The organism is Microlunatus speluncae, from assembly GCF_009299835.1.
GTDB lineage: Bacteria > Actinomycetota > Actinomycetes > Propionibacteriales > Propionibacteriaceae > Microlunatus > Microlunatus speluncae.
The window spans coordinates 35,350-61,557 of the sequence record NZ_VKCZ01000003.1 but is presented as its reverse complement, the minus strand read 5'-3'; the positions used below and the strand labels follow the sequence as shown (position 1 = coordinate 61,557).

Below are 26,208 nucleotides of genomic sequence, written 5' to 3'. Positions count from 1 at the left end.
TGTCAGAACTGAGGTGCGCTATAGGGCTACTCAGTTCTGACAAGTCGGCTGGAGAGGGGGGCATCAGGTGCCGCCCAGGCGGAGGGAGTCGACTGGGGGGTCGAGGAGGGCTACCAGGGCGGTGCGGTCGGGGGGTAGGTCGGCGAAGAGGCGGACGTAGCCGGTGCGGCCGCGGACGGAGGCCTTCCAGGCGACGGCGCTGGGACGGGTGCCGATGCCGTCGGGGCGGAACCTGAGCACCGGGCGGGTGACCTCCTCGATGTCCTCGGTCACCTCGAGCTGCTGGCCGTCGCCCGGGTGCAGCGGCAGCCGGGTGGGGTGGTGCACCAGGACCAGCGGCGGGCAGTTGGCGATCTCGGTTTCGCTGGCCAGCCGGACCAGCACCCGGTCCGGTTTCAGCAGCAGGGTGCGACGCAGCTCGATCACGTACCGGATCCGCATCAGGCCCGGATAGCCGACCTCGACCGGCACGCTCTCCCGGCGTTCGCCGCCGACGAAGGAGACGCCGGTGATCCGTACGGTCGCGCCGCGGTTGGGCAGTGGCCGGCCGAACTGGACGCCGCCGAGCTGGTTGTAGATGTCGGCCGAGCATTCCACGGTCGCGGTGACGTCGCCGCTCTGCAGCACCTCGGCCAGCACGGTCGCGGCGCCGGGCGGCCAGCCGAACTTCAGCACCTGCTGGTCGCAGCGCTCGATGATCACCGGGTCGTGCACGGGCCGGACCCGGACGGCGGGCACGGTCCGACCGACCCGCGCGATGCCGTCCAGGACCACGACCGGGGTGAAGTACGCGCGGTCCCAGCTGCGCGGCCAGGGCACGTTGCGCATGCCGACCCGGCCGTCCGGTTGCGGGCTGATCGGGTGGGCCAGCCGGTCCTCGTCGCGCAGGTTCATCTGCGGCAGCGCCGACTCCGGGTGGCTGCCGTGTTCGGCGCCGGCGAGCGGGCGGTTCTCGGTCCGGTAGACGAAGATCCGGCCGGCCGGCTGCGGCGACCAGAGCAGGTCGAACTGCCAGTCGTCGCCCCGATCCTGGTCAGAACTCGCGCCGTGCTGGGCGACCTCGAGATCCTCGATCGGGTCGACCACGGCCGAGACGCCGACCTCGACGGTGACGGCGCCGGACAGTTGCGGCACTCCGTCGACGACCGCCTCGGTGCAGAACTGGTAGAGGTAGCGCCGGCCGCGTTCGGCGTCGTTGTCGACGAAGCCGCCGAGGTTGGCCTCGGTCGCCAGGATCCGGTACTGCGGATCGGGCTGGCCGGGCCGGGCCCGTTCCACCGGCGTGCGATAGATGTGCACCCGGTCGATGCCGTACCAGACGGACCACTGGCCGATCACCCGGCCTTCGTCCTCGCGCAGGTCGGCGTCGATCACCCGGCTGACCACGGCCTTCTCCGCGACCAGCCGCGGCTGGCTCTGCCGGGCCACGGACAGGGTCACGCCGGTGTTGCACCAGACCTGGAAGTGCCGGATCGCCGCCGTGAACGGCCGGGTGTCCGTGGTGGTGCGGGCGGCGTCGCCGAGGACGATGTCGACCAGGTCGGCCCGATCCGGGGAGTACGGGCGCTGCTCGTCGCTGGCCACGATCCGGTACGCGGTCGCCGAGGCCAGGCCGTCCGGGAGGTCCCAGGCGAGTCGTACGCCGTCGTTGCCGGTCGCCGATCGGAGCGTCACCCGGGACGGGGCCCCGAGGTCGGCCGAGCCGAGATCGCCGGAGTCGAAGTCGGAGCCGAAGTCGTAGCGGGCGAAGCCGGCGGCCAGGTCGGCCACCGATGGGGGCGGCCCGGCGGGCACCGCGCCGGCGGAATCGGGCGAGGCGGCCCGGCGCGGGCCGGGTGCGGTCGGTGTCCCGTGGTCGGGGATCCCGGGAGCCGGTGCCGACGGGTAACGCTGATCATCGGCGGGCGCCTGCTGACCCGGCGGGGCAACGGTCGGTGCCGAGGACGCCGATGCCGCTGATGCTGCCGGGGACCCCGGCGGCCCGGCGTCCCACGGAGCCTGAGCCGACTGGTCGGGCTGCGTCGTCGACCCGGGCTGGCGTCCCGACCCGTTGTGGGTCGGTGATCCGCTCGAGGGCGACGAGCCGGTCTGGGTCGGGTGGCCGGCCTGGGCCGGATGGCCGGTCTGAGGTGATCCCCCGGCCTGGGTCGAGGGGGTGGTCTGAGTCGAGGGGGTCTGGGTCGATGAGGTGGGCGAGGCGGCCGGACCCGCGGGTGCCGCCCGAGCCGACTCCGGCGGCGAGGATCCCGGCCGCGGCGGGGAGGTGGGGGTGGTGACCTGCCGTTCCAACTCGGGCGCGTACTTCCGCAAGGCGGCCGGCAGCATGGCCGCGATCTCCTCGGCCCGGCGCCGACCGGACCGGGCCACGGCCCGGAGGTAGGTGTCCTTGATCTCGCCCAGTTGCAGCCGGCTCGCCAACACCTCTTGATCGCGCCAGGCCTTCAGCCGCTCGAAGGTCGGATCCGGCGGCGGGGTGTCGCCCAGGGTCCGGTCGTTCATCGTCGTTGCCTCCACTGTCGCGAAAGCTCTGCGTGCCAAGGAGTCAATCGATTCAAAGCCGGGTAGCACTCCGCACGCAGTGATTTCGCGACACTCACTCAGAACACCTCATCGACTTCGGGCAGTGGATGCTGACCGGCCTCGGGCGCGCCGGAGCGGGCCTGGGCGCCGGGCACCGCGGCGAGCTCGTACGCGGCGAAGGCCTCGGTCAGCTGGACCAGGACGGCGACCCGGCTCAGCTCCCGGCCGCTGGTCCGATACCAGTCGGTGACGACCCGCTGCCGGCCGGCGACGCGGGCCTCGGCCCCGAACGCGACCGGGTCGAACTGCTGCCCGGACCAGGACTCGGCAGGCTGATCCAGGCCGGCCATGAAGTCGGCGAACGGCCGGGTGGCCGGGGTCGGGCCGGCGACCCGGACCGAGGCGACCAGGGACCGGCCGAGCTCGCTGTCCGGCAGCGAGCGGCCGACGGCCTGCCACAGGGCGCGGCCGCCGTCGTTCAGGGCTTCGCCCGAAAGGGAGTCATCGAGCCTGCCCCCTTCGGCAGGCTCGGGCCTGCCCCCTTCGACAGGCTCAGGACGGCGCTTCGACAAGCTCAGGGAACGACCCGGGTCGCCGGGCTGGCTCGTGGCGGGGGCGAGCCCGGATTCGAGCAGGGCGGCCCAGCGGACGAGCAGGGTGCCGTCGCCGCCTTGCTCCGCGAACATCCGGTCCGGGCTCTGGGCCAGGTCGATCGCCTCCGGGCCGAGCCGGCCGGGCGCGGATTCGAGCAGCGCCTGCCAGGGCCGGCTCAGCCAGCCGGCCCGGAACACCTCGCGCCGGATCACCGTCGCCGCCTTGGCCACCGCGTCCGGCTGCAGTTCGGCGACGCCGATCCGGGTGGACAGCGGCAATCCGGCCGCGGGCAGCCGGGACGCCGCGCCGACCTGCGCCGGACCGCCGAACGGCGCCGCCAGCACGACGCCGGAGATCCGGGACCAGGCCAGGAACTGTTCGTAGGCGGCGGTCAGCCGATTCAGGTCGCGCAGCACGTGGCCGAGGTTGACCCGGTTGGCCTCGGTCTGCGACGCGGCGTCCTTGCGCCGGTTCAGCTCCCGGAACAGCTCGCGTTGGCTGACGAAGAAGACGGTGAAGCTGCCGATCAGCCAGAGCACGACCGCGGCGATGATCGAGATCGTCACCGTCTCCCAGGTCAGCTTCTCGAAGCCGCCGAGCAGCAACAGGATGATGATCACGACGGCGAGACCGATCAGCAGCCCGCGCATCCACAGGGTCAGCCGGCGCATCTTGCGCCGCAGGTCGTCCGACGGCTCGTCCTCGGAGCCGGCCTGAGCCAGCTCGCGCAGGATCGCCTGCGCCTCGTCCCGGGTGCCGGATACGGCGGCGCCCAGCCGCTGCCCCACCTTCACCGCGTACGCGGCGCGATAGCGACCGAGCCAACCGCCCAGCCCGGACCGGGCCCGGTCCAGCTCCGGGGTCAGCTGCCCCTCCGGCGGGTCGAGCCGGGTCTGCACCGCCTGCAGGCCGAGGGCGTCGTACGGGGCGACGGCGGCACCGCCGAGCTGGCCGGGCACCTGCCACCGGTGCGCCGGGCCGGGCACGATCTGGGCCGGGTCGGCCAGCACCGCCCGGTCGGCGCCGACCTGCAGCGGCGGCAGTTCGGCGATCCGTTCGCCGCCGTCGGCCAGGGTGTACGCGCCGGCCAGATAGTCCTGCCACAGCGTGGAGAGATCGTGCCGTTCACCGGACCAGCCCTGGCCGCCGCCGGCCTCGCCGATCACTCCGGCGAGCTCGTTGGACGCGCGGCCCCAGTCGCGCCAGTCGGCCCCGCTCCCGTCGGGCCGGATGCCGCGCACCACCACCGAGTACGCCGACGGCGCCCGGCCGAACACGCTGCCGTGCACCGCAGCCGCCGTGGTCGAGGCGATCTTGTTGGTCAGCGCCGCCCGCCAGCGCATCGGCGTGTTCTTGATCGCGGCCCAGATGAAGCCGAACAGCATCCGCAGCGCGGCCAGCGCCCCGATGTCCTTGACCGGGCTCGGTGACGGCTGCACCCGCGGGCCGCGGAGCACGCCGCCGTGCTTGCGCCACAGCGCGTCGGCCATCGTCCCGGTCGCCGCGTCGACGTCGTCGATCCGGTCCGTCCCGGGCCCGGCCGCGCCGCCCGCCGCCGACCCGCCGGGCGGCGGACCGATCCGCAGCGACTGGGCCCCGGCGACCCGGACCGCGGGCAGCCCGCCGGCCACCGAGGTGACGCCGTCCCGGATCGACTCCTCGACCGCCGACGCGTCCAGGGACCGGAAGAACGCCCGGCCGACCCGGACCGACCGGCCCGGCGGCACCGCGACGTCGTCGAGCGGCGCGTCCGGCACCCCACGCCAGAGCCCGGTCAGGCCGGCCACCGCGGTGGCGGCGGCACCGCCGAGCAGTGCCGGGTCGTCGGTCGGCTCGAGCACCTGGTGCCCCAGCCCCGGGCCGCGCGCGTCCTCCGGCGAGATGATCACGTTGTGCCAGTCGTCCCGGCCCAGATCCTCGGCGCTCGCGATGCCGCCGGGGCGGGTGATCACGCAGCGCAGCCGCTCGATCTCGCCGGTGCCGCTGGAGCGGCGGATCAGGTCGACCAGTTCCCGTTCGCCGTCGGGATGATCATGGAGAGAGCCGGCTTGCCCTTCGAAGCGGCTGGGCGCTGCCGGGCTCGGCAGAACGGCGGCGAGGCAGCAGACGCGGACGCGGTCGTACTGGCGTTCGGACAGCATCTGCTGCACGGTCACCGGGTAGGCGGCGCCGTCGATGATCTTGTCGGCCGAGATCGAGAGTTGATCATCGACCGGGGCCAGCCGGACCCAGAGGAACTCCTCGATCAGGCCGACCGCGGAGAGATCGCGCAGGGCGTCGCGGACGCCGGCCAGCGGTCCGTCCGGAGCGGCCAGCACGACCAGGTTGCCCCCCGTCGAGGAAGTGCCGGGCATGGAATCAGTACACCCCGCCCTCGGGCAGTTCGATCTTGGTCCGCGGTGCCGGGCCGGGTTGCCCGTCCCGGCCGCCGCGCGCCGCGTCCGGGGCCGCGACGGCGAGCTCGTACGCGTCGTCGATCAACCGGGTCAACTGACGCGCGGCCCAGTGGATGTCCGGAGCAAGATCACGGAAGACCGGAGTCTGACTGGCTTGATCACGACTGGTGATCATGGAGAAGGAGCCGCCACCGGGGGCGCCGTCCTCGCCGGCCGGCATGAAGTGCACCGAGGCCAGCGTGCCCGGACCCTTGGGGCCGTTCAGCCATTCCTTGGCCCGGTCCCGGCGCTCCTCCGGCGTCGTCGCCTCGGCCAGGACCGCGACCCGCGACGTCAGGTCGCCGTCACCGCGGATCCACTCGGCCAGCCGCTCCCGGCCGGAGAGCGGCACGATGCCGCCGGCCGGACGCAGCGGATTGCTGTCGTACAAGGAACGCAGCAGCCGGTACGGCCGGAGCGAGGACAGCACCGGCGACTCGTGCACCCGGGCGATCGCCAGCAGTTGCGACTCGAGCACGGCCGGCAGCCAGTCGTAGGGCGCGACGAACTGCTGCGGCGGCGTCAGCATCGGATACGGGAACTCGACCCACTCCCCGTTCTGCCGATCAAGGATCTTCACCCCGACCTGGTACGGCGACGGCGGGATGATCAACTCGCCGACGATCTGCCCGAGATACCAGCCGGCGACCATGGTGCGCCGCTCGACATCGGCCATCGGCAGCGCCGCATCGAGCGGCCGGGAGCGACGATGACTCCAGAACGCGTCCCGCCCCTGCGCCGTGGTCGCGCCCCACTGCTCGGCGATCGGCCGCAGCACCGAGGAGAAGGCCAGCGGCGAATACAAGGGATAGGAGCCGAAGATGTCGATCCGCCGCGGGTTGCCCTGATCGGTCAGCGCGGCGCCGAGATTGTCCCGGCTGGAGGCGTCGATGCTCGGATTGTCGACCAGGATCCGCATCAGATCATCGGCGATCGGCAACTCGGCGAACGGCACGTCGGAGAACTTGTAGCGATACTCCACGCCCTGGCCGCCGTGCAGCAGTTGCACCACTTGATCATCGACGCCGATCAAGGGCATGGCCAGTGACAGCGCCTCGGTGAACTTGGTCGTGATGTCGCGGATCCGCTGCGCTCGTTCGGATTCGGCGACCTCGGGGCCGTTGATGAAGTCGCGCAGCGAGACGGCGCAGAACCGCTGGAACGACTGCTCGGAGCGAGCCACGAACGCCCGCGACCGCTCCAGCACCTCGGCCGGCTTCACGTGCACGGCGAACCGGGCCCGGCTCGGGATCAGCGCGTCGCCGGTGGCCGGGTTGGTCGGGAACACCCGGGACCGCCACGGCGCCGTCTGCTCGATCAGGTTGTGCTGACGGGGATCCAGGGCGGGCGGCCGCTCGCCGCCGGTGGTCTCCCAGATCCCCTCGATCACCTGGGTCGGCACCAACTGCGCCGGGACGTTGCCGGCCTCGTCGACCGGCACGGCCCGACCAAGATCAGCGGCGTACTGCGCGGCGAAGTCGCGGGCCGGGGTGAGCAGCACCTCGTTGCCGGCCTCGTCGAACCGGCTCGGCACCCGCACGTCGGCATCGGACGGCCAGGCCGCGTACTGATCGGTGGCCAACCGGGCCAGCCCGTCGTGCTTCACCTGCGAGCCACGGGCCTGCTCCAGCACCCGCTGCGACTCCCGGATCGCCTCGATCAAGGGCGTCAGCACGTCGGGGATGAAGGTGGCCAGAGCGTCGGCGGTCAGAGCCGAGGCGCGGGTGTAGAGCTGGGTGCGGACCTTGATCCGGACCCCGTCGACCAGCCGCTCGACCAGCGTGTCGCCGCCGGTGATGGCGCCCTTGATCGCGGCCACCGCCTGCTGCAACTCGGTCGGCAGCTCCGAAAGGCTCCCCGGATCGGTGCGGCCGAGCGCCTCGGTGCCGGGGATGACGACGCCGCGCAGGTGCGCGTCGAGGCGTTCCAGCACGGCGGCCGCGTACGGCAGCCCGAGCCGGCTGATCCCCTCGGTCAGCACGCCGGTCAGCCGCTCCAACAGACCTTGCTGCCAGGCGAAGGCCCAGTCGTAGGCGGCCTTGCCGGCGGCCTCGGCCAGCGCATGCCCGCGGGACCGGGAGCGCTGCTGCACGGCCTCCAACCACTGCCGGGCCTGCTGCCCGCCGGGCGACGGCAGATGCGGTACGTATTCGGCGTCCACCACCCGCCGGGCGGCCGCGTCGGCGTCGGCCCGCGGCAGCGCGACGGTGGTCATCCAGCTGCCCAGCTCGGCGCCGGCCTGTTGCCCGGAGCCGATCCCGGCCGGCAACTGCAGCCGGGCGCAGATCCGGGCCCACTGGCTGTCCACCAGCGCCTTGACCTGCTCGGTGCCGGAGGCGGAATTGCCGGCCTGCAGGTGGCCGTCGAGCAGCCGGTCGACGCTGCCGCGGGCGACCCGCTGCGCGGCGTACTCGGCGTAGCGTTCCCGGCCCATGCTCAGGCTGGCGAACCCGTACGACCCCCACGGAATGGGATCGAGCTGCGCACCCCAGGCGAGATAGTCGCTGTCCGGCGGCACGGAGCCGGTGTTGCCGAGATCGAACGAGACGAACTGGGTGCTGGCCACCTCGCTGATCATCATCCCGCCCAGGCCCCGGGCCAGGCCGCGATAGATCGCCTTCGGCGACCCGTCGCCGAACATCGTCCGCTGTGACCCGATGAACCGCCCGATCGGGAAGACCCGGGCGAACGGGATCTCGGTGCCCTGCCCGTCGCCGTACCCGAGGCCGGACAGGATCTCCACGTCGTGCCGACGGGCGGCGCCGGTCTGGCCGGCGACGATCTCACCGAGCATGGCCAGGGCGTTGGCCCGGACCCCGCTGCGGGCGGACGGCGGCAGCGAGTCGAAGATGTCCGGCGCGACCATGAAGACCGCGGTCAGCTTCGGATTGACGCCGGGGATCAGGGTCAGCAGCCGGCACACGTCCAGCGCCATCGAGGCTCCGGAGCCGCCGGCCATCGAGGTCACGACCAGCACGATCGGGGTCTCGTTGGCGTTGAACGTGGAGCCGACCGTCTGAGCCAGGTGACCCATCTCGGTGATCGTCTCCACCCGGGCCAGCTGATCCCAGGCCGACTGCAGGCCCTGGTGCACCTCGCCGGCGCGGGCCAGCGTGATCATCCGGCCGATCGAACGGTATTGCCCGGCGCCGACGTCGATCGGGGTGGCGACCGACTGCGGCTGCCGCGGCGCCCAGCCGGCCACCGCGTCGAGGGTGCGGGCGCCGAGCAGTTTCTGCGATACGGCGTAGTCGAGGTCGGAGTACGAGCCACCCTTGGGTCCGAGGCCGAGGTAGCGGCCGCCCTGCTGCGGCACGTTGCCCAGCCCGTCCGGGCCGGGCTCGGGGCCGGACGGCACGTCCAGGTGCACGAACTGCCAGCCCGCCGGCAGCGCGAGCCGCCGATCGATCGCGGCCAGGTCGGAGGCCAGTTGGTCCATCAGGTAGGCCAGCGTCGCGCCGCCCGAGCCGCCACAGCCCACCACCAGAAACCGTCTCACGCCGATCGCGCCCCTCTCGTGCCAACCACCCCACGGAACCACCCCCACGGAGATCTTCTCCTCCGCTGCGCTCCCCCGAACAACTCCGCGGGGACCCCGGCGCATGGGCCCCAAGTTTTTCACGCCGGGGAAAGCGGCGCGGTCAGGCGTGACCCGGAGTCGGCCCCCAGCCTGGCGATCCCGAGGCTACGCGACCGGCCGCACTCCGGTGCGCAGACCGGCGGTCGACTCACGGCCTGTGCCAATCTGATCGCCATGGACCCCTCGATCCGCCTGCACCAGTTGCTGCCGTTGGTCGAGCGGCAGCACGCCGTGATCGAGCAGCTGCGAGCCCGGCACCCGAAGCTGACGACAGCAGCCCAGCTGGCCGAGCTCGTCGGCGTCAGCTCGCGCACGATCGAGCGGGATACCGTCCGGCTGCGCGAGGCCGGGATCCCGCTCGAGGTCGTCACCGGCGCTCACGGGGGCTACCGGATCGCGTCCCGCGACCGGGACTGCCAGGTCCGGCTCACGCCCGGTGAGGTATCGGCGCTGCTCGCGGCCCTGGTCGCCATCGGCCCGTACAGCTCGGCCACGGCCCAGAGCGTCTTCGCCAAACTCACCGTGGCACTCGGCCCGGAGGATCTCCCCGGGCTAACGCCGCCATAGCCGTGTCGGGCTTCGCTCCTAGGGTCGAAGACATGAATCAATTCGATCCTGAGATCGAGGCCTACCTGACCGCGTACGCCGCCACCCTGTCGGCCTTCGATTCCGAAGCCGCCGCGGGTCTGTGGGCGACCCCCGGCATGATCATCGACGACCGGTTCCACGGCGTGCTCGAGGACCGCGAGTCCATGGCTCAAGGACTCGAACAGTCCTACCCCCTCTATCGCAAGCTCGGGCTCGCCTCCGTCGGCCACGAATGTCTCGCGGTCGACGCGCTGACCGACCGGATCAAGGTCGTCCATGTGCGCTGGCTCTTCTACGACGCCGATGGCGAGCCACTCACCGACAGTTTTGCCTATTACATCGTCCGCCGCGACGACGACGGCCTGCACGCCTGCGTCTGCATCCAGACCGACGACGCGGAGAAGCTCCAGGCCCTCGCCACCGACCGCGGCATCGACCTCTCGACCTTCACCCGGTAGCCGATCCAGTAGCTGCGTCACGACCTGAATCGGCAGCGCACCGCGTCGGTGCCTCGCTCGGACAGTGCCGATCGAGGCACGAAAAGATCTGTCAGGGCCGGCGGCCGGGCCCCTCGTCAAGATCATCGAAGTCGAACGACCAGTCGGTGTCCTGCCGGTCACCGGATTCGGCGCCGGGCTCGGTGCCGGCGGCCGGCCGCGGCGGTGGTTGATCCTGACCGGCCGGTCGCGCCGGTTGATCATGACCGGCCGGTCGGGCCGGTTTATCTTGACCGGGGCCGGGCACCGGTGGCATGGCCGTCGGACCGGGTGGTGGTTGTTGATCTTGGAACGGCGACGGAGCCACGGTGGCCGCGCCCCCGTCGGGATCGTCGAACGGGTGTGCCGCCGACCAGTCCGGAGCGTCTTGGGCCGGCCCGGAGGCGTGCAGGCGCTGCACCAGGTCCGGGGCCCGGCGGTCGATGTCCTCGGCCAAGGTCCGCAACCGGTCCGCGGTCAGGTCGGCACCGATGAAGATCAACAACTGCGCCTGATCGGCCGGGCCGGCGGGGTCGTGCTGCACCACCCAGGTGTTGTGGACGGCCAGCGGCAGCCGGGCCTGGCGCTCCGGCCCGTACGGATCCGGATCGGTCGACGAAGCGCCGACCAGACCCGGTGAGTCGACCAGCACGAACCCGGCCCCGAACGGTGACCGGCCGATCGAGGTGCGCAGCGTCGCACCCTCGGCCGCGGCGGTCCGGGAGCCGGAGTTGGACAGCCGGACCATGTCGGTGAAGTCGCGCTCGGTCAACGTCAACGGTTCCGGCTGACCGCGCTCGAGCCGGAGCACCCGGCCGGCACCGCCGGGCGGACCGGCGGTGATCATGATCGGGATCCGGCGGGCCAGCAGGGCCCGGCTCGGGATGGTCGCCGTCAGCCATTTGCCCAGGTAGAGCAGGGCGATCGGGATGCCCGGGCCGAGGATCAGGGCGGCCAGCAGCACCGCGACGAAGTTGACCGGGTTCAGCGGCCGGCTCAGGTCGGCGGTGAAGTCGATCATGACCTTGGTCGCGCGGTCCGGCGCCTCGGCCGGCGCGACCATGATCGCCATCGTGCCGTTGAGGCTGCCGTTGCCGGCCTCGGCGGTGGTCAACCGCAGCGCCAGCTCCGCCTGCTGCCCCTCGGCGATCCGGACGCAGCTGTCGGCCGAGTCGGCCGACGAGCTGATCTTGGTCTCACCGATCGTGTCCGGCCCGGAGTTGATCTCCGGCTTACTGCCGGCGTCGAGCCAGATGCAGCCCGGGCCGTTGACCGGCAGCGCGGCGGTCAGATCGGCCGGCCCCTCGGCCGACCCGAAGTTGATCGAGGACGCCGGGGTCGGAAAGCCGAGCGGCGGGCCGATCGCGACCGGGATGTCGATCACCCGCGGCGCCAACGGGGTGCCGGCGACCCGCTTGCCCTGGGCGTCGGTGGTCGCGGCCGTGGTGACCGCGACGCTGAGCCGGAGGGTGGCCCGCCCCGGCCGGACGTCGGTCAGGTCCAGGGTCCGGGCGGCGGCGATGTCCTTGGCGCCGACGCCGTCGGCCAGCACCAGTTCCTGGCCGCCGGGCACGGTCAGGGTGGCGCCGAACTTCGCGCTGCCGAGCAGCGACCGCGGGTTGATCGCCTTGCCGGCGGCGTCGGCCAGCCCGAACGTGACGCCCTTGACCTGCTCACCGGCCCGCAGGGTCGTCTTCTTCGCATCCGGCCAGGCCGGGAAGACGTCGCCGGAGACATGGATGTTGGTCCGTGACCGGGCCTTCGGCGAGTTGGCCTTCGGGTCGACGAACACCACCGCCCACTGCCCGGTCCAGTCGGCGTTGCCGGAGCGCTTGAGGTCGATGCTGACGGTGCGGGCCGACTGCCAGGCGTAGCCGATCGCGACGCCGCCGGACTCCGCCTCGGCCGACCGGCCCGGATCGAGCCGCTTCAGGGTGATCGTCTTCCCGTCCGGCCGGACCAGGACGACGGTCAGCCCGTTGACGTTGGCCGAGCCGAGGATGTGCACCGAGCTGAGCGAGTTGTCCAGCACGATGTTGTGCCGCTGCTGGCAGACCTTGCCCTGGCAGACGCCGGCCTCGGTCTCGGTCGGCTCCCGGGACGGATCCCGCATCCGGTCCAGTGCGAACAGCAGGTCGTCGATGTTGCTGGCCAGGGTGAACTCCCCCGGCGTCGGCTTGGTGATCTTGCCGCACTTCTCGTCGCCGGAGGCGCCGGTCGCGATCGCCCGCATCGTGTCGAAGTCGGACGCCTTCGCATCCGAGCCGCGCAGGCCGATCGCGAACAGGGTGACCCGGTTGCCGCGCAGCTGGTCGGCCAGGCCACCCGCCCGGCAGAGATCGCGGCGGGCGGCGGTCTCGGCCTGCCGGACCCGGTCCTCGGTGTCCAGGTCGAGGTCCGGGGCGTACGCCTTGTGCTCGCCGTACCGCTCCCGGTCCTCGGCGTTGCGGCGCAGGTCCAGGTCGAGGGTGCCGTCGGTGAACCAGACGATCGCCTGGCACCGGTCCGGGTCGGCCTTGGATCGCTCGGCCAGCTGCTGCCGGGCACCGTTCAGCCCGTTCCAATAGTCGGTCTCGTACCCGTCGGTCCGGTCCCGGAAGCTGTCCAGCGTCTGGTCCAGGGTCCGCGCGCCGTCGCCGCCGAGCCGGGTCCAGCCGACGGCCTCGGCGTAGTCGGAGGCGAAGCCGGCGACGGTCACGTCCAGCGCGACCTTGCCCTCGGCGGCGAAACCGGCCAGCTGGTTGAGCAGATAGCCGGCCGCGGTGACCCGGGCGCCGTCGGGATCGGTGTCGCGCAGGCTGGCCGACTCGTCGATCAGCAGCACCAGGTCGCCCTTCTTCTGTGCCGACAGGCAGCCGCCGAAGACCTCGATCGCCGACCGTTCCTCGGCCGCGGCCGGAGTCGGCGGCAGGATCAACAGGCCCAGCAGCCCGAGGGCGAAGGCGAGGACAGCGGGGGCGACCCGGCCCGGGCGGCGGCGAATCGAAGCGGTCACAGCCGGCCCACCCAGAACGCGATCCGCAGCGCGGCCACCACGACGGCGACGCCGCAGAGCACCAGCACCGCGACGTAGCCGGGCCGCAGCCAGCTCGGCGCGGCATAGATCGGCCGGGCCCGCTCGGTGGTGTCGGCTTTGATGAAGTACGCCAGGACGAAGATCGCGACCGGTCCGGCCAGCACCCAGGCGGTGATCGCGATCCCGGGCGTCGCGCCGAGCAGCGCGCCGAGCAGCAGCGCGAGCAGGGCGATCCCGGCGGCCGCGCCCAGGTACGGCAGCGGCGGCCGGGCGATCTCCAGCGCGGCCGACTCCCCGCCCAGGGCCGGCCCGCTGGTCCAGTCGGCCGCGGTCAGCCCGGCACCGGAATCCCGGCCCGCCGCGAACGGATCCGCCGCGGTGCCGTCGCCGGGCCGGCCACCCTGGCCCCCGGTCGAGGTCCCGGACGTGCCGAACGGACCGTCCGTGCCGGTGTCACCGGACCGCGGGCGAGACTGCCGTGGGTCCGGGTCGGCGTACTCGGAGAAATCCCACGGGTCGGGGTCAGGCACTCCGACACCTCCAGCTCTCGGGCTTCAGGGGAGAAAAGCTACCCGAGTCCGGAAATGCCTCTCGTCTGGATACGGCCCTGGAATTCCGCCGCCAGTTGCGGACCGGAGCCCGATCGACCGGCGTGTCGCGACGATCCAGACCGATCGCGGTCGAATTCCAGGGGTCGTAGGCTCCACCGCATGAGTCACGACCCGGCCGGATCGCCGCGACCCTTCGACTTCGGCGACGAGGCGTCGTCCTCGGCGGAGCCAGGCGGGGCCGCAGCCAATCCCTTCGTCGATGCGCCGATCGCCGGGCCTGACAACCGCCGGTTCAGCTGGATCGCGCTGGCGATAGCGATCGGGATGTCGTTGCTGGTCGGTCTCGGCGGCTATGCCCGCGCCGCCGCGTACGCCGACGGTTTCGATGTCGACCGCGGCGTGCGCTGGGTCGCGCTGACCGTGCTCTGCGTGGTCGGCGCCCTGGCCGCCGTGGTGGTTGCTGTGGTCGCGGTCGTCCGCGCCCGCGCCGCTCGGTCCACCGTCTCGCTGATCATCGCGGTGATCGCGCTGGTCTGTGCCCTGTCCCTGCCCTGGCTCGCCCTCTGGCTCGGCACCGGCCTGGCCCCGCAACCGCCGCCGCCCGCCTGAGCGGAGGTTGCGGCGTAGCCACTTCGGCCGGTGGATCACCGGTCTCACTGGCCGTACCACCGGCCTCGGAGGTTCGGCGTCGGCGCGGAAACGCCAGTATGGTCTTTCCCCGTGGCCATCACCGTGCGCACGATCACGACCGAGGAGCATGTCGCGTTCATTCGCGAGCAGCCCAGCGTGAGCTTTCTGCAGACCCCGGCCTGGGCGAAGGTCAAACCGGAGTGGCGGGCCGAGTCGCTCGGCTGGTTCGACGAGGGCGGCAAGCAGATCGGGGCCGGGCTGGTGTTGTTCCGCCAGCTGCCCCGGATCAAGCGCTACCTGGCCTATCTGCCCGAGGGGCCGGTGATCGACTGGGAGTCCGACGACATCGGCGCCTGGCTGAAGCCGCTGGCCGACCACCTGCGCAAGGCCAAGGCGTTCGGGATCCGGATCGGCTGCCCGCTGGTCGCCCGCCGCTGGCACGCCGACACGGTCAAGGCGGCGATCGCCGACGAGAAGCTGGCCCGGCTGAGCCAGGCGATGCCGGACGTGGTCAACCACGCCGCGACCCGGACCCGCAACCAGTTGCGCAGCCTGGGCTGGCACCCGCCGGACAACGAGCAGGGCTTCGCCGCCGGCCAGCCGCAGTACGTGTTCCAGCTGCCGATCGGCGACCGCACCACCGACGAGGTGCTGAAGGGCATGAACCAGCTCTGGCGGCGCAACATCAAGAAGGCCGACAAGGCCGGCGTCACCGTCACCCGCGGCACTGTGGACGATCTGCCGGCGTTCCACGAGCTGTACGTGGAGACGGCCAAGCGGGATCATTTCGGGCCGCGGCCGGTGAGCTACTTCAAGACCATGTTCGACGCCTTGCTGGCCGAGGACCCGGACCGGATCCGGCTCTATCTGGCCCACCACGAGGGCGATCTGGTCGCGGCCACCACCTGGGTCCGGGTCGGTGATCACGCCTGGTATTCGTACGGCGCCAGCTCGACGGCGAAGCGCGAGGTCCGCGGCTCCAACGCGGTGCAGTGGCGGATGATCACCGACGCGATGATCGCCGGCGCCCGGGTGTACGACCTGCGCGGGATCACCGAGAGCGTCGACAGCGCCGACCCGCACCTCGGCCTGATCCAGTTCAAGGTGGGCACCGGCGGCGAGGCGGTCGAATATCTGGGCGAGTGGGATCTGCCGCTCAATCCCGTGCTCTACAAGGCGTTCGACCTGTACCTCAAGCGGCGCAGGTAACCTGTTCGCCGTGACGGGTCTTACGCTGCGGCTGGATGCCGCCCGCTGGCGGATGCATCTGCAGACCGTGGCCGGTGCGACGCCCGGCCTGGTGCCGGTGGCCAAGGGCAACGGGTACGGCTACGGGCTGCGGCGGCTCGCGCTCGAAGCCGACACTCTCGGGGTCGACACGATCGCGGTCGGCACCGCCGACGAGGTGGCCGAGGTCCGCGACGTGTTCGGCGGCAGCATCGTGATCTTGACGCCGTGGCGACCCGGCGACGAGCTGGCGACCGAGCTGGCCGAGGATCCGCGGATCATCACCACCGTCTCCCGGGTGGCCGACCTGGAGGCGCTGACCGACCTCAATTCCGATCCGCGGGTGCTGCTCGAGGTGCTCACCTCGATGTGCCGGCACGGGATCTTCCCGGACGAGCTGCGCCGGGTCCGGCCGCACCTGGAGCATGTCCGGTTCGAGGGCTGGACCATCCACCTGCCGCTGCTCGACGACGGCCGCTACGCCGAGGCGGAGCGGCTCGGCCGGGCCGCGCTGGAGGCGGCGCAGGGCACCCTGTGGTTCTCCCACCTGCCGCCGGAGGACGTCATCGCGGTCGGCCGGCAGCTCGGCGGCGCCGGCTCGGCGGCGGTGCCGACCCGGCTCCGGCTCGGCACCCGGCTCTGGCTGGGCGATCCGTCCAGCCGCGCCTCGACCGCGACCGTGCTCGATGTGCACCGGGTCAAGCGCGGGCAGCGGACCGGCTACCGGCAGCGGCCGGTCTGGGCCGACGGCTGGATCCTGGTGATCGCCGGCGGCACCTCGCACGGGATCGGGATGGAGGCGCCGACCCCGGCCAGCTCGGTCCGGCAGCGCGCGATCTCGGTCGCCACCGGCTCCCTGGCCGCGGCCGGGCGGGCGCTGAGTCCGTACACGGTGAACGGGAAGAAGCGCTGGTTCCTCGAGCCGCCGCACATGCAGTCCAGCCTGGTCTTCCTGCCGTCGAAGGAGACCCCGCCGGCGGTCGGCGAGGAGGTCCCGGTCGAGCTCCGGCTGACCACGGCCACCGCCGACCGGATCATCGAGGACTGACCGGCGTCACGGTCGGCTCGGGAGCGACCCGACCAGCACCTGCCCGATCCGCAACCCACCTCCCACGGTGGCGCGCGTTCCTGTGCCAGGCTGATCCGGCCGTCAACCTGCGGGAAGGAACACCATGACCCAGCCTCCGGATCCGCAACCGGATCCGACCCGACCCACGCCGCCGGACCAGCCGGTTCAGCCGCCGACCGAGCCGACCGGACCCGCTCCGATCCCGACCGAACCGTCGGTCGAGCCGACCGGCCCGGTCGATCCGGCGCCGCCGACCCCGTCCGGACCGCCGGCCGAACCGGTCGCCACCGGTCTGACGCCCACCGGTCCGGTCGATCCGCTGGGCGCCCAACCGGCGTACGGCCAGCAGCCGCCCCAGCCGGCGAACGATCCGGGCAAGATCCTCGGCATCGTCGGCCTGATCCTGGCCTTCTTCTGCGCCGTCGTCGGCCTGGTGATCAGCATCATCGCGTTCGTGAAGTCGCGCGGCGCCGGTGTCACCAACATTCCGGCGATCATCGGCATGATCATCGGCGTCCTGGTCACGATCGGCTGGATCATCGGCGGCGTGGCGATCGGCAACGTGGCGGCCAAGTGCGCCGAGCTCGGCCCCGGCGTCCACCAGCAGGGCGGCACCACCTACACCTGCGGTTGACCTCAGTCGGCCAGCAGTTTGGCCCGCAGCCGTTCCGTGTCGGCGTCGGTCCAGCCGATCGAGCGCAGGTACGGCAGCACGCCGCCGTGCTCGCGGTCGAGATAGTCGAGCACGCCCTGCATCGTCTCCGGCAACGTGTGATGGGAGGACAGCGGCCGGCCGCGCAGATTCTCGGCGTAGGTCGGGGACTGCTTCAGCCGGTTCACGATCTCTTCGATCCGCTCGGTGCTGGCTGCATAGTCGGCGATGATCTCGGACCGATCGGCCCCGGCGACGGACAGAGCCAGCGCCACGATGGTGCCGGTGCGGTCCTTGCCGGCGGCGCAGTGCACCAGTGCCGCCCCCGGAGCCTCGGCGATGTCGCGGAGCGCGGCCAGCACCGAGTCGGGCCGATCGACCAGATAGGACAGGTAGAACGAGGCCGACCGGTCGTCGATCCGGACGCTGGGCTCGAGATCGATCCACGGCAGCGCCTCGCTCGGCGCCGCCTCGACCTCACCGTCCGGATGATCCTCGGTGACGTCGGGCTCGCCCTCGCGAAACATCGAGTGGTGGTGGATCCGCACCTCGTCCCGCGCGGTCAGCGGGCCCGGACCCTCGGAGGTGACCTCGAGGGTCGACCGGAGATCGATCACATCGGTCAGGCCGAGCCGGAGCAGGCCGATGATGTCGGAGTCGCTGAGCGACTGCAGGTTGTCCGAGCGGAGCAACCGCCCGGTCTTGATCTTGTCCCCGTCGACGGTGCCGATGCCACCGACGTCTCGCAGATTCACCAGGCCATCGAGCTCAATCCAGTTCGGACTCACGGACCAAGCCTATGACCCGGATGTTGCCGCGTCCTGACGGTCCCGGGTCGGCGCGGTGAATCCGTGGCGCGGGTGAGCTCGGTGGCCGGGTCTGTGAGGACCCGGCCACCGGCCTCGAAGCGGGACCCGATCAGGGGGCGCCGTAGGGTCCGCTCGAGTTCGTGGCAGCCCGGCCGGTCAGTCCGAATCCTCGAGATGGATCGTGCTCGACAGGCAACCCGGTACGAAGATCATCGGGGTGGGTCGAATCGGTCGCGCTCGCGACCGCCGACGACGTATGCGCCATTCACCCCGCCTCTCAGCGCGACGATCAGGTCGCTGCCGAGGGCTGGGACAGCTGCATCTCTGCTCTGACCGTACCTCCAAAAGGCGGCCGGCGACAGCTTCCCGCGATCACATTCCGTACGTCAGCCGTGACCGTACCGTCGTCAGAGATCGGCGATGTCGACGGCTCCGGTGACGACTCGGTGGGCGAGGTCGGTGAGTCGCAGTTCGTTGCGCCGGGCCCGGGTCCGGAGCACCTCGAACGCTTGATCGACGCTGAGGCCGAGGGCCTGGGCGATCGATCCCTTGGCCTGCTCGATCACGATCCGGCTGTTCAGGGCGCCCTGGAGTTGCTCGGTCAGGGTCTCGGCGCGCGCGATCGACCGTTCCTGGATGATCGCGATCGTGGCGACGTCGGCCAGCGCCTGGATCACCTGGACGTCTCGCGGCTCGAGCGGTTGGGCGACCGCGCCGAAGATGTTCATCGCACCGATCGTCCGATCCCGGAGTCGCATCGGAAAGGCATGCACGGCATTCAGTCCGGCCGCCATCGCCAGCGGCGCGAACTTCGGCCACCGCTCAAGCGCCGCACTCAGGTCGCTGACGATCACCGGCGTCCGGTTGCGGAAGCAGTCCAGGCACGGGCCCTCGTCGTTCTGCAGCTGGATCAACTCCAGATGCTGCGCCGCCGCGCTGGAGCTGGCGACGAAGCTCAGCTGGTCCGTGTGGTCGGCCAGCATCAGGCCGACCGAAGCCGCACCGCTGATCGCGGCGGCATGATCGGCCAGCTTGTGGAGGAAGTCGATCAAATCGAAATCGTCCACCAGCGTGTCCGCGACGTCGACGAAGACGTCGGCGAGTTGCTCGGTGGAAATCATCGCTCTACCCCTTCTCGTGGGCGGATCGCGGGACGCATGTCGCGCCCGCGCCGGCCCATTGGTCCTGTTCTCAATTTCACCTCAAAGACCCCGATCCAGGCGATGGCGATCACGAATGATTTCCCGCGCCAGGTCGATCAGTGGTTGATCATGGCTGAATGCGTACGCCCGCATCCGGGCCAGCGCCTCGCGGAGGTCGACGTCGAGCGCGACCTTCACCATGCCCTGGGCCTGGTAGATCTCGGCCCGGTGACCGAGGGCGGACTCGAGCCCCGGATCGATCCGTCCATCCGAGCCGCCGGACTGGTCCAGCAGCAGGTCGGTCGCGATCTCGGCGAACGTCAGCGCCATCGACACCTGGTCCACGGTCAGCGACCCGGCCCGCTCGGAGAACACGGACAGCACGCCGAACCCGATCGCGCCGACATACAGGGGGAAGGCGAAGATCGCGCCGACGCCGGCGTCCGTCGCGGCCGAGACATAGCCGGGCCACCGCCCGATCTCGGTGCCGAGGTCCGGGGTCAGGATCGGTCGGCGGCTGCGGAACGCGTCGTGGCAGGGGCCTTCGCCGGTGGTGAACTGGAGCTCGTCCAACTCCCGGCAGTGGGCGTCCGACGCCGCGGCCACGCCGCCGCTCTGGTTCGCCGACATCAGACTGACCACCACCCCGCGCACGGTCAGGCTCGCGGTCAGTCCCAGGCAGAGGCGACGCAGCTCGCCCACCACCCCGACCTCGCCGACGACCGGGACGCGAGCGATCAGCTCGCGGGCGTGGGCGTGCCGGTCACGGGCCGCGCCGTTGGCCTCGAACTCAGAGATCTCGCTCCCACCTCGCTGAACGCATCCGTCAGCTCCGGGACGATCCTCCCTCATTGAGGCCGCAGCGGGAAGGGAGCCGCGCGCAACCGGGCCGGAATGCCGGCAGCTCGGGGAGAGCTCAGCTGGCCCAGTGGCCGGTGAAGTAGAGCCAGGACCACCAGAGCATGATCAACACCGACAGGGTGAAGGCGGTGATGACCAGGATCCGGTGCGCGATCTCCGGCAGCCGACGTTTCGGTCGCCAGGTGCCCCAACTGGCCACCATGATCCACAGCGGGAACCAGAGCAGCACCGCCCGGTTCACCGAGAAGAACCAGTAGGACAAGGAGAACGCGAGCACCTGGACCCCGACCCAGGCCGCCTCGGCCCACATTCGCCGAAACAGACACCAGCCGGTGACCACCAGGCCGAGCGCCATCGACGCCATCTCGAACCGGAACACCTCGGCCCAGCCCGGATGATCCGCGTACGCCCCGGGCTGGATCGCCGGCAGGGTGTTCAGGAACGACTCCCACGGCCAGGTGAAGCCACGGGCCCAGCCGGCGGACTGCGCCGAGAACCAGGCCGTCCAGCTGCCGGTCAGCAGATAGAGGAAGATCACGAAGCCGGCCAGCACCGCCGCCGGGATGAGCAGCGTCGCGGCGCGGCGCAGCCGGGTGGCCCAGTCGATCTTGACGCTGGTGATGATCATGACGAACAGGGCGCCGATCAGAAACAGCCCGGACACCCGCAGCGTGCAGGCCAGCGCGGTCAGCAGGGCCGCGGCGAGCCAGCGGTCCGACCGGGCCCGTTCCCAGGCCCAGAAGGCGGCGGCACAGAACAGGGATTCGGTGTACGGGACGGTGGTGAAGACCGCGGTCGGCGCAAACAGCCAGGCGATCGCCGCCCAGTTCCCGACGCCGTGCGGGCGCCCCAGCCGGGTCAGGGCGACGGCTGCGCAGGCCGAGCCGATCGCGGACAGGATCGCGCCGGTGATCGGGACCGGCACTCCGAGCGCCAGGCCGGCCGACAGCAGCCCCGGCAGGCCGGGGAAGAAGGCCATCAGGTTGGGCGCCGCCAGATAGCCGCCGGCCGCGAGCCGGCCGAAGTGCTCGACGTCCCAGTTGCTCAGCATCGAGGTCAGGGTCCGGCCCTGGGTCAGCGCCAGCAGCAGCGCGACGGCCGCGATCAGGCCGCGGCTGAGCAGCCAAGCCTGCACCACCGCCCGGCCGGACCGGACCCGCTCAGCCATGGGTGGGCGCGCGGGGGCCGGGCCGGATCAACGACCAGCCGCGGTCGGCGGCCCGGTCCAGCACACCGCCGGTCGGATCGTCGATCCCGTCGGCCCGGACCAGATCCCGGTCCGGGCGCAGCGCGTCGATCACCACCTGGACGCACAGATAGACCTGGACGCCGATCCGGACGATCACCGCCAGCCAGTAGAGCCGGTCGGGCGAGCCGTCGGCCGGGGTCAGCACACCGGCCAGGTGCCACCAGATCGCCGCGAAATAGAACAGCTCGGCCGCGCTGAAGATCAGCCAGTCCCGCCACCGGGGCCGGGCCAAGATCAGGAACGGCAGCAGCCAGAGCACGTACTGCGGCGAATAGACCTTGTTGGTGATCAGGAACGCGGCCACCACCAGGAAGGCGACCGCGCCGAATCTCGGCCGGCGCGGCGCCGCCATGATCAACAACCCGATGCCGAGACAGGCGGCGATCAACAGCAGCGCGTTGATCAGGTTCAGCGCCGGCACTCGCTGACCGGCGAGCTCGAACACGTACCAGATCGAGCCGAGATCACCGCCGCGGTCGGAGTTGAAGGTCCAGAAGGCCAACCAGGAATCGGGGGCGAGCATCACGACCGGCAGATTGACCAACGACCAGCTGATCAAGAAGCCGCCGATGGTGGCGGCCAGCGCGTTCAGTTTGCGGGTCCGCAGGCAGAGCAGGATCAGCGGGCCGAGCAGCAGCACCGGATAGAGCTTCGCCGCGGTCGCCAGCCCGATCAGCAGCCCGGCCAGCGCCGGTCGGCGCCGGGCCCAGAACATGCAGCCGAGCGCGGTCAGCGCCACCGCCAGCAGATCCCAGTTGACCTGCGCGGCGGCCGCGACACAGGGCGACGCCGCGAGCATCATCGCGTCCCACGGCCGGCCCTCGACGGTCCGCAACTGGGCCCACACCGCGACCAGGAACAGCAACCCGAGCAGCACCTGGTTCACGTCGACGAACAGCAACGTGGAGCTGACCTGCTGCTGGTCGCTCAGCTCCAGCCCCTGGGCCCCGCCGAGCGCGTGCGTGATCAACCGCTCGAATTCGAGGAACCAACCGGTGAGCACCGGATACTCCAGCACCGGGAAGTCCGGGCTGCGGTCCAGATACGGGGTCAGGCCGGCCAGCAGCCCGCGCCCGGAGTAGAGCAGCCCGATGTCGGAGTAGCACATCAGCCGGAAGTGGTCCGGCGCCTGCCCGAACACGGTGATCCGGCACGGGATCCGGAAGATCATCCCGATCAGGTACGTCAGCGTCGCGATCGCCAGCGTGACCCGGACCGGGCTCCACCAGGCCCGGCCGGCGGCGGCGCGGCGACCGATCGGCCCGCCGAGTCGCTGGGTCAGCAGCCGGACGAACCCGTCCTCCGCAGACGGCTCGCGCACCGCGACCGGACGCCGGCGGGCCCGAGGTTCGGGGTCGACACTCACTCGGAGTCCCCGCGGCGTCGTTCGGGGGCGCGCAGCGGTGGAGAGGAACGTCGTGGGGTGACCTTCACCGGGGCGACTCTACTCAGCGCTCCCGGCCGCGACGGCCGGGATATCGTCGATCGGATGCGAGCGTTGTTCATCGGGCTTGCCCCCTTCGACAAGCTCGCGAAGATCATCGCGACTATCCGCTGCCCCGGTTCACGGGACCGGTAGCGGAGTCGCCGGAGTCGGAGGCACTGCCCGAGGCGTCCGGGTCGGAGCCGCTGCCGTCGGCGCTCGCGTCCGCGCTCTCGTTGTCCGCGCTGCCATTGGCCGAATCACCGCTGTTGGAGCCGTCGTTGTCGGCGCCGGGATCCGACCCGCTGTCGTTGGACCCGGAGCTGGCCGAGTCGCTGTCGTTTCCATTGGCGTCCGACGCGCCACTGTCGGAGTTCGCGGCCCCGCTGTCGGACTCACCGGAGTTCTCGTCATTGTCCGCGGACCCGGAGTTGTCGTTCGACCCGGAATTGTCGGCGGAGCCGTTCTGGCCGTTGGAGCCAGGATCCTCGCTCGGGTCCTCGGACGGGTCCTCGCTCGGATCCTGCGACGGGTCCTCACTCGGATCCTCGCTCGGGTCTTCCGACGGGTCCTCGCTGGGATCCTCCGACGGCTCCTCGCTCGGCGTCTCCGACGGCTTCTCGGTGGGCTTCTCGGTCTCCCGCGGCGGCCGGCTCTGCTCCTCCTCCGGGTCGTCGTCGCGGACCCGATCCACGTTGACCCAGGCCGGTTCGCCGAAGTCCTCCTCCGGCTGGCCCTTGGTCGCCTTCTCCATGTAGTCCTCCCAGGTCAGCGCCGGATAGGTGCCGCCGAAGAAGGTCCGATCGCCCGGCCGGGCGTAGTCGTCGAGGTTCTCGTTGCCGCCGTCACCCGCGACGTACATCACCGCCGTCGAGATCTGCTTGGTGTAGGCGACGAACCACGCCGAGGTGATGTCGTCCTTGACGCCGTCCTTGGTGCCGGTCTTGCCGGCCACCGGTCGGTCCAGCGTCTGCACGGACTGGCCGGTGCCCTCCTCGACCACACTGGACAGGGCGTAGTTGACGTCGCTGGCGATGTCCTTGCTGACGGCCCGCTTCTCCGCCGGCTCGGCCTCGTAGAGCACGTTGCCGGCCGCGTCGGTGACCGAGTCGACCACGTGGTTGGCGACGTGCACCCCGTCGTTGGCATAGGTGGCATAGCTGCCGGCCTGGTCCAACGGGCTGACCTCGGCGGAGCCGAGCGCGAGCCGGGTGTTCTCGTCCCAGCCGGCGCCCTTCGGCGCCCCGGCCGCCTGGGCGGCCTCGCTGATCTTGCGCGGGCCGTCGTCCATGCTCACGGTCAGGTCGACGAACGCGGTGTTGATCGAGTCGGCCGTGGCCCGGCGCAGACTGACGTTGCCGTACTCGTGGTTGAACTCGTTGCGCACCCGGACCGGGTCACCTTCGGGAGTGAAGGTGTTGCCGTTGAGGTACGAGCGCAGGCTGAAGCCGTCCTGCAGGCCGGCGGCGAGCGCATAGGTCTTGAACGTCGAGGCGGTCGGCCGGGCGGTGGTGGCCCAGTTCCGGGAACTGGTGACGTAGTCCGGCCCGCCGTAGAGCGCGAGCACGCGGCCGGTGCCGACCTCGACCGAGGCGATCGCGGCGTGCAGATCGGACTTCTTCTCATCCGCCGCGTCGGCCGCCTTCTTGGTCCACTTCTGCGCCGACTTCACCGCGGCGGTCTGGGCGGCCTTGTCGAAGGTGGTGGTGATCTTGAGCCCGCCGCCGTTGATCTGGCTGGAGTCGAAGCCGGCGGCCAGCAGCTCGGCCTCGACCTGCTTGAGCAGGAAGCCCTTCGGACCGCCGTAGCGCTGGTTCTTCTCGATCTCGGGGAACTTCGGCAGCGCCTTGGCGTACTTGTACGACTCCTCGGAGGTGATCGCACCGGTGTCGGCCATCGACCTGATCACGTAGCGGTAGCGCTCCAGCAGCCGCTCGTTCTTGCCGTCGTCGGCGTCCGGATCGAAGACGGTCGGGTTGTTCAAGATCGCGGTCAGCGCCGCCGCCTGGGGGACGGTCAGCTCTTTCGCGTCGACGTCGAAGTACGCCTTGGCCGCCGCCTGGATGCCGTACGCGCCACGGCCGAAGTAGATCGTGTTCAGGTAGCCCTCGAGGATCTGTTCCTTGGTCAGGTCCTTGTTGAGCTTGTAGGCCAGGAAGACTTCCTTGAACTTCCGGGTCACGGTCTGTTCCGACGTCAGGTACATGATCTTGATGTACTGCTGCGTGATCGTCGACCCGCCCTGCAGCGACTCACCCCGCAGGATCGACCAGGCGGCTCTGATCATGCCGGTCAGCGAGATCCCCGGATCGGTCCAGAAGTCCTGATTCTCGGCCGAGACGACCGAGTCCTTGATCGTTTGCGGCATCTCGTCGAACGTCAGCGGCTGCCGATTCTGGGTGGCGAAGCTCCCCAGCTGGGTCTTGCCGTCGTTGTAGTAGACGAAGGTGGTCGCGGTCTGGAAGTCGGCGTTCGGGTCCGGCAGGTCGGTGGTCTGATAGCCGACGATCACGATCGCGGTCGCGCCGATCAGCCCGATCAAGATCAAACCGACGAAAGCCTTGATCACCCGGCCGGCCCAGATCCGGCCCCTGGAGCGTTGCTTCCCCGACTTCTTGACAGCCTTCTGCGACCCCTGGAGGGGTTCAGCCATAAATGTCCTCGACGGTAAGCTGTCGACGCGGCGGCTTGCGCTTCACCCCGTCCCCGAGCAGGTACGACATGATCATGAAATTCCAGCTACAGCTGAGGCACACCTCGACCACGACGACCTTGAACTCGCCGTACTCGTGCGCCATCTCCTCCAACTCGGCGGTCCGCTTGATCCGGCCCGAATACTGGCCGAGCTGCTCACCGAAAACGTGGCGCAGCTGGGTGAAATCAGGCGAGTCGCAGACCGGGCAGTTGTCCCCGGTCGACTCGCCGTGGTGCTTGGCCGCCCGGATCAACATCGGGTCGGCGTCACAGGCCTCCCGCCGCGCCAGGCGGCCACCGGGCCGCCGCAGCGACGCCAGGGTCGACCGGCGCTGCAGCGCGTAATCGACGACCTCGCGCTGGGACCACATGGGCACCAGGGTACGTGCCGATTTCGGCGAAGGCGACCTTGGCGGAGTCCTCGGACGGGTGGGCTGCACAAGGAAACAACACGGACGAATCCCTGTCGGAGTTCCCCACCAGCAGGATCTTCCGGCCCGACGGCGCGGCGTGTCGCACCCGATCCACGGCGCCGGTCCGGTAGGGAAACCGCGCCCCGGCCGTGAGATCGGGGAATCCTCCGCCGGGTGTACCCGGTGGGAAATTCCCCGATCCCGGACCGGCAACCGGGACCGACGGATTCCGGGGTCTCGATCATCCCTTCGGCGGACTCGCCGGCCGTCGTCCGCCGC

General features: G+C 71.0%; 18 protein-coding genes. 6 read left to right on the top strand and 12 right to left on the bottom strand.

All coding sequences use genetic code 11. From position 1 onward, the window contains the following. Window positions 1-63: 63 nt before the first annotated feature. The 3 genes from FNH24_RS03835 to FNH24_RS03825 form a co-directional block, all read right to left on the bottom strand. Window positions 64-2,499 carry a SaeA-related protein gene (locus tag FNH24_RS03835; RefSeq protein ID WP_152360829.1) on the bottom strand — a complete coding sequence of 812 codons (2,436 nt, stop codon included), beginning with the start codon at window positions 2,497-2,499 and terminating at the stop codon, window positions 64-66. 98 nt (window positions 2,500-2,597) lie between these two features. Next, entirely contained in the window at window positions 2,598-5,468 is a 2,871-nt protein-coding gene (locus tag FNH24_RS03830; protein WP_152360828.1) for a hypothetical protein, read from the bottom strand. Window positions 5,469-5,472: 4 nt separating this feature from the next. After that, on the bottom strand, window positions 5,473-9,048 hold the full coding sequence (locus tag FNH24_RS03825; protein ID WP_161605972.1) for a tubulin-like doman-containing protein: 3,576 nt from the start codon (window positions 9,046-9,048) through the stop codon (window positions 5,473-5,475). Window positions 9,049-9,303: 255 nt separating this feature from the next. Here FNH24_RS03825 and FNH24_RS03820 point away from each other — a divergent pair, with 255 nt between their 5' ends. Then, window positions 9,304-9,696: a helix-turn-helix transcriptional regulator gene (locus FNH24_RS03820; RefSeq protein WP_152360826.1), complete on the top strand. Its 393-nt coding sequence runs from the start codon at window positions 9,304-9,306 to the stop codon at window positions 9,694-9,696. Between the two features lie 32 nt (window positions 9,697-9,728). Then, complete coding sequence (locus tag FNH24_RS03815; protein ID WP_152360825.1) at window positions 9,729-10,175, top strand: hypothetical protein; 447 nt, start codon at window positions 9,729-9,731, stop codon at window positions 10,173-10,175. 91 nt (window positions 10,176-10,266) lie between these two features. Here the strand turns inward: FNH24_RS03815 and FNH24_RS03810 are convergent, their stop codons facing one another. Further along, on the bottom strand, window positions 10,267-13,188 hold the full coding sequence (locus FNH24_RS03810; protein WP_152360824.1) for a vWA domain-containing protein: 2,922 nt from the start codon (window positions 13,186-13,188) through the stop codon (window positions 10,267-10,269). Beyond that, entirely contained in the window at window positions 13,185-13,739 is a 555-nt protein-coding gene (locus tag FNH24_RS03805) for a hypothetical protein (RefSeq protein ID WP_152360823.1), read from the bottom strand. Before FNH24_RS03805 ends, FNH24_RS03810 begins: the two co-directional genes overlap by 4 nt. A 180-nt stretch (window positions 13,740-13,919) precedes the next feature. Here FNH24_RS03805 and FNH24_RS03800 point away from each other — a divergent pair, with 180 nt between their 5' ends. From FNH24_RS03800 to FNH24_RS31330, 4 genes are all read left to right on the top strand, one after another. After that, a complete protein-coding gene (locus tag FNH24_RS03800) occupies window positions 13,920-14,369 on the top strand; it encodes a hypothetical protein (protein WP_152360822.1) in 450 nt (149 codons plus the stop codon). Between the two features lie 111 nt (window positions 14,370-14,480). Then, window positions 14,481-15,599, top strand: a complete 1,119-nt coding sequence (locus FNH24_RS03795) for a lipid II:glycine glycyltransferase FemX (protein WP_152360821.1) — start codon at window positions 14,481-14,483, stop codon at window positions 15,597-15,599. A gap of 10 nt (window positions 15,600-15,609) precedes the next feature. Further along, on the top strand, window positions 15,610-16,665 hold the full coding sequence (locus tag FNH24_RS03790; RefSeq protein ID WP_246186738.1) for an alanine racemase: 1,056 nt from the start codon (window positions 15,610-15,612) through the stop codon (window positions 16,663-16,665). Window positions 16,666-16,789: 124 nt separating this feature from the next. Continuing rightward, window positions 16,790-17,320 carry a DUF4190 domain-containing protein gene (locus tag FNH24_RS31330; protein WP_161605971.1) on the top strand — a complete coding sequence of 177 codons (531 nt, stop codon included), beginning with the start codon at window positions 16,790-16,792 and terminating at the stop codon, window positions 17,318-17,320. 2 nt (window positions 17,321-17,322) lie between these two features. Here FNH24_RS31330 and FNH24_RS03775 read toward each other — a convergent pair whose 3' ends face one another. The 7 genes from FNH24_RS03775 to FNH24_RS03745 form a co-directional block, all read right to left on the bottom strand. After that, window positions 17,323-18,126, bottom strand: coding sequence for a tyrosine-protein phosphatase (locus FNH24_RS03775; protein WP_152360818.1), 804 nt, complete (start codon window positions 18,124-18,126; stop codon window positions 17,323-17,325). A gap of 428 nt (window positions 18,127-18,554) precedes the next feature. After that, the gene (locus FNH24_RS03770) at window positions 18,555-19,268 is read right to left on the bottom strand and encodes a GAF and ANTAR domain-containing protein (protein ID WP_175047859.1); all 714 of its coding nucleotides are present in this window, start codon (window positions 19,266-19,268) and stop codon (window positions 18,555-18,557) included. A gap of 81 nt (window positions 19,269-19,349) precedes the next feature. Next, entirely contained in the window at window positions 19,350-19,991 is a 642-nt protein-coding gene (locus FNH24_RS03765; protein WP_161605970.1) for a GAF and ANTAR domain-containing protein, read from the bottom strand. Window positions 19,992-20,205: 214 nt separating this feature from the next. Continuing rightward, a complete protein-coding gene (locus tag FNH24_RS03760; protein WP_152360816.1) occupies window positions 20,206-21,318 on the bottom strand; it encodes a mannosyltransferase family protein in 1,113 nt (370 codons plus the stop codon). Continuing rightward, entirely contained in the window at window positions 21,311-22,765 is a 1,455-nt protein-coding gene (locus FNH24_RS03755; RefSeq protein ID WP_152360815.1) for a glycosyltransferase family 87 protein, read from the bottom strand. Before FNH24_RS03755 ends, FNH24_RS03760 begins: the two co-directional genes overlap by 8 nt. Window positions 22,766-22,946: 181 nt before the next feature. After that, window positions 22,947-25,475: a transglycosylase domain-containing protein gene (locus FNH24_RS03750; protein WP_152360814.1), complete on the bottom strand. Its 2,529-nt coding sequence runs from the start codon at window positions 25,473-25,475 to the stop codon at window positions 22,947-22,949. Next, window positions 25,468-25,887, bottom strand: a complete 420-nt coding sequence (locus tag FNH24_RS03745; RefSeq protein WP_152360813.1) for a DUF5318 family protein — start codon at window positions 25,885-25,887, stop codon at window positions 25,468-25,470. Before FNH24_RS03745 ends, FNH24_RS03750 begins: the two co-directional genes overlap by 8 nt. Between the last annotated feature and the right edge of the window lie 321 nt (window positions 25,888-26,208).